This window comes from Corynebacterium sp. HMSC065H09 (assembly GCF_001812845.1).
In the GTDB taxonomy this organism is placed as follows: Bacteria; Actinomycetota; Actinomycetes; order Mycobacteriales; family Mycobacteriaceae; genus Corynebacterium; species Corynebacterium jeikeium_D.
Genome location: NZ_KV810592.1, coordinates 181,464 through 192,506, shown reverse-complemented (window position 1 = coordinate 192,506; position 11,043 = coordinate 181,464). Strand labels below are relative to the sequence as shown.

Below are 11,043 nucleotides of genomic sequence, written 5' to 3'. Positions count from 1 at the left end.
TCTACGACGAAGACGACACCGTTGACGTCGGCGAAGTCATCGCTCGCGTTGGCGATGCAGACGCTGCTCCGGCCGCCAAGGAAGAGGCCGAGGAGGCATCTGCCGCAGTCGAGAAGGACGAGGAGCCAGTAAAGGCTAACGAGGAGACTGAGGAAGACTCCACTGACGTTGACGCTGGCGACGCTACTGACGTTGAGATGCCGGAGCTCGGCGAATCCGTCACCGAAGGCACCATCACCACCTGGCTGAAGAAGGTCGGCGACACCGTCGAGGTCGACGAACCGTTGCTCGAGGTTTCCACCGACAAGGTCGACACCGAAATTCCTTCCCCAGTCGCAGGCACCCTGCTCGAGGTCCTCTACGACGAAGACGACACCGTTGACGTCGGCGAGGTCATCGCTCGCGTTGGCAGTGGCCAGCCAAAGAAGGCTGCACCGAAGAAGGAAGCTCCAAAGGCTGAATCCAAGCCGGAGCCAAAGAAGGAAGAGCCAAAGGCAGAGTCCAAGCCGGAGCCAAAGAAGGAAGAGCCGAAGAAGGAGACTCCGAAGGCTGAGGCTCCGAAGGCTGAATCCAAGCCTTCCGCTAACAAGGACGTTCCTTACGTCACCCCGCTGGTCCGCAAGCTGGCTGACAAGCACGGCGTTGACCTGACTAAGGTCGAGGGCTCTGGAATCGGCGGCCGCATTCGTAAGCAGGATGTTCTGCGCGCTGCCGAGGGCGGCCAGGAGACTACTGCTGAGTCCGGCTCCAACTGGTCCACCAAGGGCGTTCGCCCTGAGCTCGCTGAGCTGCGCGGCACCACCCAGCGTGTCAACCGCATCCGCGAGATCACCGCTGCCAAGACCCTCGAGTCTCTGCAGACTTCCGCACAGCTGACCCAGGTCCACGAGGCCGATATGACTGCCATCTGGGATTTGCGCGCTACTAAGAAGGCTGAGTTCGAGAAGAAGCACGGCGCAAAGCTGACCTTCCTGCCATTCTTTGCAAAGGCAATCGTTGAGGCTCTGGTCAGCCACCCGAACGTCAACGCTTCCTGGAACGAAGAGACCAAGGAGATTACCTACCACGAGCAGGTCAACCTGGGTATCGCTGTCGATACCGAGCGTGGTTTGCTCTCCCCGGTCATCCACAACGCTCAGGATATGTCCCTGCCGGAGCTGGCTGCTGCTATTGCGGACATCGCAGACCGCGCTCGCAACAACAAGCTGACCCCGAACGACCTGTCCGGCGGCACCTTCACCATTACCAACATCGGCTCCGAGGGCGCTCTGACCGACACTCCGATTCTGGTTCCGCCGCAGGCCGCAATGGTCGGCACCGGCGCGATTAAGAAGCGCGCAGTAGTCGTCACCGAGAATGAGGCAGATGCCATTGGTATTCGCGCCATGGTCTTCCTGCCAATTACCTACGATCACCGCCTGATCGACGGCGCTGATGCAGGTCGCTTCATGACGACCGTTGTTGACCGCCTCGAGGTTGCTAACTTCGAATCGGATCTGCAGCTCTAAGCAGCTTGCTCCCCTCCTGGGGTAGTAGCGCCGCGGGAATCTAGCTGGCTTGCTAGCAGGAGGTTCTGCCTCTTCCCTGCCCGCGTTAGTCGCACTTTGCGGCTGACGCGGGTATTTCTTTTGCCGCATTCGTCCCGCAGTTGAACCTAATCAGCGATTCCTTCAAATGCGCAGGCCCCCTATTCTTGGCTAGTGCTCAGATTTCACGTAGCCACACATAGCTAGCAAAGGCTCCATCGGCACAAAGAATTAACGTGCTGTTATTGCGCCGTTAAGCCATTAGCAGACAGCGGGAGGGTCGAACCGAAAGCAAAGCTGCAAGTAGCAAATGCGCATACTTTTTGTCCTGCCGAAATGCGAGAACACCACACACCCCCGCACACAGTTCCGGCTATCGCTTTCAGCTACACCGACGAGAGCTGAAGATAGCGATAATTAAATTCATTATTTGTTAACCTCGCCGTCACCTAGTTAGCAATTAGCCTTTACCAATCTAAGAAATCATTAGACAGCAGGCTTCTTTGGCGTGCCTATTTTTGCTCTCTGTACGTAACTTAGAAAGGTGGAGCATGTCCTCGGCTCCAGCGAATACTAGTTCGTCGACCGGGACCACATCATCTGAGCAATCGAGCTCCTCAGATAAGTGGTGGCACCTCTTCTTCGGCGGGCTTCTCGCAATCAACATCGTAATTTTTGTCTTCTGGGCTTATGACTTTGTGGGCCCGCAGGCAAATACGGCAATCCTTCTGATTACCATCGCGTTCGCCGTCTTCATGGCGTTCAACATCGGCGGTAACGACGTTGCTAACTCCTTCGGTACTTCAGTCGGTGCCGGCACCCTGAGCATGAAGCAGGCGCTTGTTGTCGCTTCAGTCTTTGAGGTTTCGGGCGCCGTCCTCGCTGGTGGCGAGGTTACTGACACCGTCCGTTCCGGCATTGTGGACCTGAACGCAATCCACGGTTTGGACCCGATGGAGTTCGCCTTCATCATGATGTCCGCGCTTCTCGGCGCGGCAGTGTGGCTCCTCGTTGCCACCCGCATGGGTTGGCCAGTCTCCACTACCCACTCCATCGTCGGCGGTATCGTCGGTGCCGCACTGACGGTCGGTTTCATCACCGGCAAGGGTGGCTGGAGCATGGTCCAGTGGGATCAGATTGGTCAGATCGCCGTTTCCTGGGTCCTCTCTCCGCTCCTCGGCGGTTTGGTCGCGTTCCTCCTGTTCGGCGGCATTAAGAACTCGATTCTCGTCTACAACGACAAGGCTTCCAAGCAGCTGCAGGCCATCCACCAGGAAAAGGCGGACCTCAAGGCGCAGCACCGCGACGACTTCGAAAAGCTCCCTGAGCACGATCAGATCTCGTACACCAACGCGATGCTTCGCGACGCTACGACGATGCGTGACAACGACTGGACTCCGGATGACCTGGAGTCTGAGTACTTCCGCAAGCTCGTCCACATCGAATCCAAGGTTGATGATGTCCGCGCTCACCGTGCGCTGGAAGCTTGGGTTCCGGGTCTAGCAGCCCTGGGCTCTATTGTCATCTCCGCGATGATGCTGTTCAAGGGTCTGAAGAACCTTCACCTAGGGCTTTCCAGCCTGGACAACTTCCTGATTATGGGCATGATCGCCACCGCAGTGTGGCTTGCCGTTTACATCTTCGCGCGTACTTTGAAGCGTCAGGATTTGGATCGTTCCACCTTCCTGCTGTTCAGCTGGATGCAGGTCTTCACCGCTGCTGCGTTCGCTTTCTCCCACGGCTCGAACGACATCGCTAACGCGCTTGGCCCGTTCGTGGCAATTCTGGATGTTCTCCGTACCAACGAGATCTCTTCCGAGTCCGGCGTCCCGCTGGCAGTCATGACCACCATGGGTGTCGCTCTCATCTCCGGTCTGTGGTTTATCGGCCGCTTCGTTATCAAGACCGTCGGATCCGGCCTGACTGAGATTCACCCAGCATCGGGTTTTGCCGCAGAGCTTTCCGCTGCTGTGGTCGTTATGATTGCTTCCCTGCTGGGTCTGCCGGTTTCCTCCACCCACATTCTGATTGGTGCCGTTCTCGGTGTCGGTATCGTTAACCGTGCCGCTAACTGGAACCTGATGAAGCCGATTGGTTTGGCCTGGGTTATTACCCTTCCGGCCGCTGCAGGTATCTCGGCAATCACCGTTTCCATCCTCCGCGTCGTCTTCGGCTAAGCCCACAAAAGCACGCCACTTTTACCCCGGCGGTCACTTTCTAGTGACCACCGGGGTATTTTTACGTCTGGCGCTATCCAAGTAAGTTTGGCGCTATCCAAGTAACAAGTAATCTGAGGCCTACAGAATTTCGGCGTATCCTATAGGCCACCATGACTGCCCCAAGAAAACCTTTTACTCGCGCAGATAAATCCATTCGGGAATCAAGCTCCGACATCGAGATTCAACATCTCGGCCTTGTCGACTACGAAGAGACCTGGCACCTACAGGCAGACCTTGCTGCCAAGCGTGCGAAAGACCTAATTCCAGATCAGGTTCTCGTGCTTGAGCACCCGAGTCTTTACACAGCAGGAAAGCGCACCCAGCCGGAGGACCGTCCTACCAATGGGTTGCCGGTCGTCGATGTCGACCGCGGTGGCCGCATCACCTGGCACGGCCCGGGCCAGCTTGTGATGTATCCCATCATCAAGCTCGCTCAGCCGGTCGATGTGGTGGACTACGTCCGCAGACTGGAAGAAGCCCTCATTCAAACCGTTCGCCGAGCCGGCATCGCGGCTGCTGGCCGCATCGATGGCCGCTCGGGGGTATGGGTTCCCGCATCAAACGGACTGAGCGACCGAAAGATTGCGGCACTGGGAATCCGCGTGACCCATGGTGTAACCATGCACGGACTCAGTCTGAACTGCGACAACTCTATGGAGTTCTACAACTACATCATCCCGTGTGGCATCTCCGACGCTGGAGTGACCACCCTATCCCGGGAGCTTGACCGAGATGTTAGCGTGTCAGAGATGACAGAGTCGCTTCTGGCAGATTTGCAAGATGCTTTGGAAGGCCGTTTGACCGTTGCCGACCATTCCTTCGGCTCCGCGCCCGACCCCACGAAGGACCTGCCACACCGGGTGAAGCACAACTCCACCACCGGCATATTCGAGTACTCATCAACAAAAGAGTAGGATGAAACTGTGACTGTTAAGCCAGAAGGACGTAAGTTACTGCGCGTCGAGGCACGAAATGCCGAGACCCCTATCGAGAACAAGCCCCGGTGGATTCGCAACCAGGTTCGTCCGGGCCCCAGCTACAAGGACATGAAAAACCGTGTCTCGGGTGCCTCTTTGCACACGGTCTGTCAGGAGGCTGGCTGCCCGAACATTCACGAATGTTGGGAAGACCGCGAGGCCACCTTCCTCATCGGCGGCGATAAGTGCACCCGCCGCTGCGACTTCTGCCAGATTAACTCAGCCAAGCCCGACCCATTGGATAAGGATGAGCCGCGTCGTGTTGCGGAATCCGTCCGCGAGATGGGTCTTCGTTACGCCACTATCACCGGTGTCGCCCGCGACGATCTGCCCGACGGTGCATCCTGGCTCTACGCTGAGACCTGCCGCCAGATCCACGAACTCAACCCGAATACCGGAGTCGAGCTCCTTGTCGATGACTTCCGTGGCGACGAATCTGCAGCACAGCAGGTATTCGACGCCAAGCCCGAGGTTTTCGCCCACAACTTGGAAACGGTGCCGCGCATCTTCAAGCGCATCCGCCCCGCATTCCGCTACGAGCGTTCCTTGGAACTCATCACTCGCGCTCGCGAAGCTGGGCTAGTTACCAAGTCCAACCTCATCCTGGGCATGGGCGAATCCTACGACGAGATCATCTCCGCTATGCAAGATTTGCACGATGCCGGCTGCGATATTCTGACAATCACTCAGTACCTCCGCCCCACTCCACTGCACCATCCAATTGAACGTTGGGTTAAGCCGGAGGAGTTCGTCAAGCTCTCCAAGACCGCTGAAGAGATGGGCTTTGCCGGCGTCATGTCCGGCCCGCTGGTCCGCTCTTCCTACCGCGCTGGACGGCTCTACGCCCGCGCACTGGCGCACCGCGGTCAGGAGCTGCCTGCGCATCTGTCCGCGCTTGCCGACGACAACGACAACAACCTCGCGCTTCAGGAAGCCTCGACTCTGCTCGACCGCTATGGCGCATCGGAGGATACGCCAGTCACTTCGACTATTCCGGCTTCCTAGAGGCCGACGGCCGCAGCGCCGTCGTAAAGCGAAACGGCGCTACGGCGCGGTCTATTGCCTAAAACTACATCGCATGCCCTAAAGTTGGTGATTATGGCGACCAATGATGCGAAAGAAATGAAGAAGGCGAACCCCGCCGCCAAGCGCGCTCAGCGTAAGCAGACTCGTAGCCAGATGTGGCAGGCGTTTAAGCTGCAGCGCTCGCGGGACAACAAGCTCGTGCCTTACATGGCGCTGGGCTTCTTCGGTCCAATTATCCTGCTGTTACTGCTTGGTCTGCTCATTGGTGGAGTCTGGCCCTGGATTCTGACGATTATTGGTATCTCGATCGGCTTTATGGTCGCGATGTACATCTTCTCTAAGCGTCTTGAGGCGTCCTTCTACACAGAGGCGGAAGGCCAGGCCGGCGCTGCAGCGTGGACGCTGGACAATATGCGTCAGGGCGTTGGCTATGTCTGGCACGTCAAGACCGGTGTTGTCGCTAATCAGCACATGGATGCTGTTCACCGTGTTATTGGTAACGCCGGTGTTGTGCTGGTCGGTGAAGGTGATCCGAACCGCGTCAAGCAGATGATTGCTCGTGAGAAGAAGTCGCTGGCACGCATTGCGGGCGAAGCGCCGATTTACGACATGATTGCTGGTAGCGACGAGGGCCAGGTCCCGCCGAAGAAGCTGCAGCGCGAACTCATGCGTTTGCCGCGCAACCTGAATAAGGATCAGGCCAACGCTCTGAATGAGCGCATCCAGTCGATGGACCGTATTCGCGATGCGCGCGCGAACATGCCCAAGGGTCCAATGCCGAAGGGCGCTAACCCACAGGCCGGCATGAACCGTCGTGCGCGCCGTGCCGCCAATCGCGGCAAGAAGCACTAGAGGTTTTAGCTAGGTTTCACCAGGGTCGGTTGCTCGGGCAACCCGCCGAGGGGCAATCTAGGTTGAAGCAGAAAAAAGGGGCTTTCGGGCCCCCTTTTTTTTGTGCTTTAAAGCTTTAAAACGATGCCTAAAGCCATGTCTTCACACACAGTTATTGATGTCTTGTTGAAGTGATTGCTCTCACTTATCACGCTGTCAGCAAAGGTCGTATCCTTGCTGGAAACAATGCTTAATGAAGATTACTGCTAGTTGTGCCACCATGGGATATGTGCAACTCTTGGCTGAAAATGAACTCTTAGCGCTTCTAGTGATTTTGTTTCTTGGCCTGGCAATTGGCCAGATCAAGATCTTCGGCTTCAAGCTTGGCGTGGCTGCCGTCCTCTTCGTCGGCCTTATCCTCGCGACTATTGAGCCGGAAATTCAAATCTCCCCGTTGATTTACATCGTGGGCCTGGCATTATTCGTCTACACCATCGGGTTGGAGGCGGGCCCCGAGTTCTTCAGCTCGTTACGCTCGCGCGGTATCAAGCACAACCTGTTCGGCATTGGTGTGCTCGCAGTTGTCACTATCGAGTCTTTCTTGCTGATCAAGTTTTTGCCTATCGACCCGGTGGAGGGCGCAGGCGCCTTCACAGGCGCCCTGACCAACACCCCGGCTATGGCCGCAATCGTCGATGCTCTTCCTAGCCTCATTTCGGATAAGGGCGAGCTGGCCGCTGCCCACGATATGCCGGTGATTGGTTACTCCCTGGCCTACCCAATCGGCGTGCTGGCAGTGATTGCCTCTATCGGTATTATGTCGAAGGTCTTCCGCGTCGATCACGACCAGGAAGCTATTGACGCAGGTGTCGCCGCGCTTCCGCTACATACTCGGGACATCAAGATTCTCAAGGACGACCTGCCTTCCATCACTGACCTTCCGTCGAAGTTCGGTTTGGACATCACGGTTTCGCGCATTGAGTACAAGGGCCACCTCTACATTCCGTCTCCGGGTGACACTGTCTCCGTCGGCGATATTATTTCCGTCGTCGGTACAGAGGAAGAAATTGCTCGTGCCGCCGAGTACATTGGCGAGCTTATGCCGGGTGATCCGACACACGACGGTCGCCTGGACTTCCGTCGCATCTTCGTCTCTGCATCTGACGTGGTCGGTGTACCCATTGCGGAACTTCAGACTCGCATGGACGGCATAATCATTACGCGTATTCGCCGCGGCGACCACGACATCGTCGCAGAGCCAAACATGCGCCTAGAGCTTGGTGATCGCGTCCGCGTGGTTGCACCGCCAGAGAAAATCAAGGACGCAACAAAGTTCTTCGGCGACTCCTACAAGAAGCTTTCCGACGTCAACCTCTTGCCCCTCACCCTTGGGCTTACGCTGGGTGTCTTGGTGGGTCTCATCAAGATTCCGCTTCCGGGCGGCAGCTCGCTCGCCCTGGGGTCCGCTGGTGGTCCACTGGTTGTGGCGCTGATTCTGGGTGCTGTCGGTCGCACTGGCCCGTTGGTCTGGCCTATCCCCTACTCGGCCAACCTGGCGTTCCGCACCATGGGTCTAGCACTGTTCCTGGCAGGTATCGGCACCACTGCCGGTAAGGGATTCCAGGCTGCGTTGTCTGACCCGGCATCACTGACAGTTCTGGGTCTTGCCGCCATCATCGCGTTTAGCTCCGCACTGTTGACCCTCATTGTCGGTCACCGTGTGCTGAAGATTCCATTCGGCCAAACTGCGGGTATCCTCTCGGGCTTGCAGACTCACCCGGCAGTGCTCTCATACGTCAACGACCAGGCCAAGAACGAGTTGCCGGCAATGGGATACACAACGGTGTATCCAATGGCCATGATCATGAAGATTATTCTCGCCCAGGTCCTGGTCGTGTTGGTGCTATAGCGCTAACCCAAAATGACGGCCGTGCCAGTGGCACGGTCGTGCATGCCGCGCATATCCGAGTCGGTGATTGCTGGCGGCAGCAAGAAAAGAGTAAGCAAGCTGCGGAAGAAGGCACGAACAAAGCCAACTCGCTCGCCGGGCTTGTCCACGCGAGCGACACCCATCTTCATCATCCACTGGCCCGGAGTGCGGGCGAACAGCCAAACCGACACCGTGCCAATAATGAGGAAGACAACTGGCGAATAGGTCGCAAGGAATGACTGCCAGGCGATAAACGAATCCCCGAACTGGTCAATCTGCGCCTCGCTCGGGCCGAAGAACATCGAAAAAGCGCCGGCAATCATCAAGGAAATAATCCAGTCAATGAGAATGCCGCCGACGCGACGCATCAACGTCGCTTGCGATCCTGGGCCATCGGGGGCAAGACCCAATGCCTGGCCGGGATAGTCCGAGAGCTTGTCCGGATTATCGAACTCTCCCGGAATCTGAGGGCCATCTAGCCAACTGTGCTTTTCTTCCATGGGTTCATAGTCTAATGCAGCAATCCGGCTATCAAATCACGGGCTGGGACAGCCATTCAGCGCGTGCGGGGGTAATCCGGGGGCGATGTTGCGTCGCCTTTTCCATTTTCTTATCAGCACGGGAGCTAAAGGCGCGTCGTAAAGCGTGTGTGACATGAATGCGCAGGGTATTGCCTTGTTTCCACAAATAGATAACCTGCTCCCTATTTGCGTAACCTGTTCCGTATTGGCGAATTTCTCACGCACCATGCCAGAAATTCGTGGTTCTAATTCCAGAATGAATGCGTGGTTCGTTAAGCTTGAAGGCGTCAACCGGCCAGTCCTTGACAGCGCGGCAGGTGCACGAAACATCGTGCAAGAATTCCCTACTGCGTACTAAACAAGGCCAACTAAGGAGACCGCACATGTCCTTCAAAACTCCCGAGGAAGTAGTCGCGTATATCAAGGAAGAGGGCGTCGAGTTCGTCGACGTCCGCTTCACGGATGTTCCCGGCATCGAGCAGCACTTCACCATCCCGGCATCCGCATTTGACGAGGACGCGATGGCCGAAGGCCTGGCATTCGACGGTTCCTCGATTCGTGGTTTCACTTCCATCGACGAGTCCGACATGGCACTGCTGCCCGACCTGAGCACCGCGCGCATTGACCCGTTCCGCAAGGCAAAGACCCTGAACGTCAAGTTCTTCGTCCACGATCCGTTTACCCTCGAGCCGTTCTCCCGCGACCCGCGTAACGTCGCGAAGAAGGCGGAGGAATACCTCATCTCTACCGGCATCGCCGACACCTGCTTCTTCGGCGCTGAGGCGGAGTTTTACATCTTCGACAACGTCAAGTTCGAGACCGACACCAACCGCGGCTTCTACGAAGTTGATTCCATCGAAGGCTGGTGGAACCGCGGCAAGGACCAGAACCCGGACGGCTCTGCAAACCTGGGTTACAAGACCCGTCTAAAGGGCGGCTACTTCCCTACCGCTCCGTACGACCACTACCAGGACCTGCGCGACAAGATGTGCCTGAAGCTCGCTGACGCCGGCTTCGACCTGGAGCGCGCCCACCACGAGGTCGGCACCGGTGGTCAGCAGGAGATCAACTACAAGTTCAACACGATGTTGCACGCTGCAGACGACCTGCAGACCTTCAAGTACATCATCAAGAACACCGCCTGGGAAGAGGGCAAGTCCGTCACCTTTATGCCGAAGCCGCTGGCTGGCGACAACGGCTCGGGCATGCACGCTCACCAGTCGCTGTGGAAGGACGGCAAGCCGCTGTTCCACGATGAGGCCGGTTACGCAGGTCTGTCGGACATCGCTCGCTGGTACATCGGCGGTATCCTTCACCACGCAGGTGCGGTACTGGCCTTCACCAACCCGACCCTGAACTCCTACCACCGCCTGGTCAAGGGCTTCGAGGCTCCGATCAACCTGGTCTACTCGCAGCGCAATCGCTCTGCCGCTGTTCGCATTCCGATCACCGGCTCCAACCCGAAGGCAAAGCGCATCGAGTTCCGCGCCCCGGACCCGTCGGGCAACCCGTACCTTGGCTTCGCTGCCATGATGATGGCCGGACTGGACGGCGTGAAGAACCGCATCGAGCCGCACGCTCCGGTCGACAAGGATCTCTACGAGCTCCCGCCGGAGGAAGCCGCCGACATCCCGCAGGCTCCGACCTCTCTCGAGGCCGCACTCGAGGCCCTGCGCAACGACCACGAGTTCCTGCTCGAGGGCGATGTCTTCACCGAGGACCTCATCCAGACCTACATCGACTACAAGTACGAAAACGAGATCGAACCGGTTCGCCTGCGCCCGACTCCGCAGGAATACGAAATGTACTACGACTGCTAAAGTTTTCGCTTCACGACGGCCACAGCAAGCACCCCCCCCCATTGCTCCTCATGGCCGCCCAACGAGCTTGTTAGATGCCGCCTGACCACAGTTAATGTGGTCAGGCGGTTTTTCATTGCGGTCATGCTGGCTGCGGGCGCCTGGGCCCGCATACGCGCGCGTATGTGAGCACGAATTTGTGCGCGGTTCCGGG

The 11,043-nt window shown here is 57.6% G+C and carries 7 protein-coding genes and 1 pseudogene; 7 read left to right on the top strand and 1 reads right to left on the bottom strand.

The features are described 5' to 3' along the window. From sucB to HMPREF2878_RS08295, 6 genes and pseudogenes are all read left to right on the top strand, one after another. Positions 1–1,508, top strand: a pseudogene (gene sucB, locus HMPREF2878_RS08320) (2-oxoglutarate dehydrogenase, E2 component, dihydrolipoamide succinyltransferase); the annotation flags it as partial. Positions 1,509–2,077: 569 nt separating this feature from the next. Continuing rightward, positions 2,078–3,703, top strand: a complete 1,626-nt coding sequence (locus HMPREF2878_RS08315) for an inorganic phosphate transporter (protein WP_016423042.1) — start codon at positions 2,078–2,080, stop codon at positions 3,701–3,703. 152 nt (positions 3,704–3,855) lie between these two features. Further along, positions 3,856–4,659: a lipoyl(octanoyl) transferase LipB gene (gene lipB, locus HMPREF2878_RS08310; RefSeq protein ID WP_048732570.1), complete on the top strand. Its 804-nt coding sequence runs from the start codon at positions 3,856–3,858 to the stop codon at positions 4,657–4,659. 9 nt (positions 4,660–4,668) lie between these two features. Then, on the top strand, positions 4,669–5,727 hold the full coding sequence (gene lipA / locus HMPREF2878_RS08305; RefSeq protein WP_016423044.1) for a lipoyl synthase: 1,059 nt from the start codon (positions 4,669–4,671) through the stop codon (positions 5,725–5,727). A 93-nt stretch (positions 5,728–5,820) separates the two neighbouring features. Next, on the top strand, positions 5,821–6,600 hold the full coding sequence (locus HMPREF2878_RS08300; RefSeq protein WP_070653257.1) for a DUF4191 domain-containing protein: 780 nt from the start codon (positions 5,821–5,823) through the stop codon (positions 6,598–6,600). A 268-nt stretch (positions 6,601–6,868) separates the two neighbouring features. Then, complete coding sequence (locus HMPREF2878_RS08295; protein ID WP_172954657.1) at positions 6,869–8,488, top strand: aspartate:alanine exchanger family transporter; 1,620 nt, start codon at positions 6,869–6,871, stop codon at positions 8,486–8,488. 2 nt (positions 8,489–8,490) lie between these two features. Here HMPREF2878_RS08295 and HMPREF2878_RS08290 read toward each other — a convergent pair whose 3' ends face one another. Then, complete coding sequence (locus HMPREF2878_RS08290; protein ID WP_016423046.1) at positions 8,491–9,009, bottom strand: RDD family protein; 519 nt, start codon at positions 9,007–9,009, stop codon at positions 8,491–8,493. A 404-nt stretch (positions 9,010–9,413) separates the two neighbouring features. Here HMPREF2878_RS08290 and glnA point away from each other — a divergent pair, with 404 nt between their 5' ends. Beyond that, a complete protein-coding gene (glnA, locus tag HMPREF2878_RS08285; protein ID WP_048732575.1) occupies positions 9,414–10,850 on the top strand; it encodes a type I glutamate--ammonia ligase in 1,437 nt (478 codons plus the stop codon). The last annotated feature ends 193 nt before the right edge of the window (positions 10,851–11,043 follow it).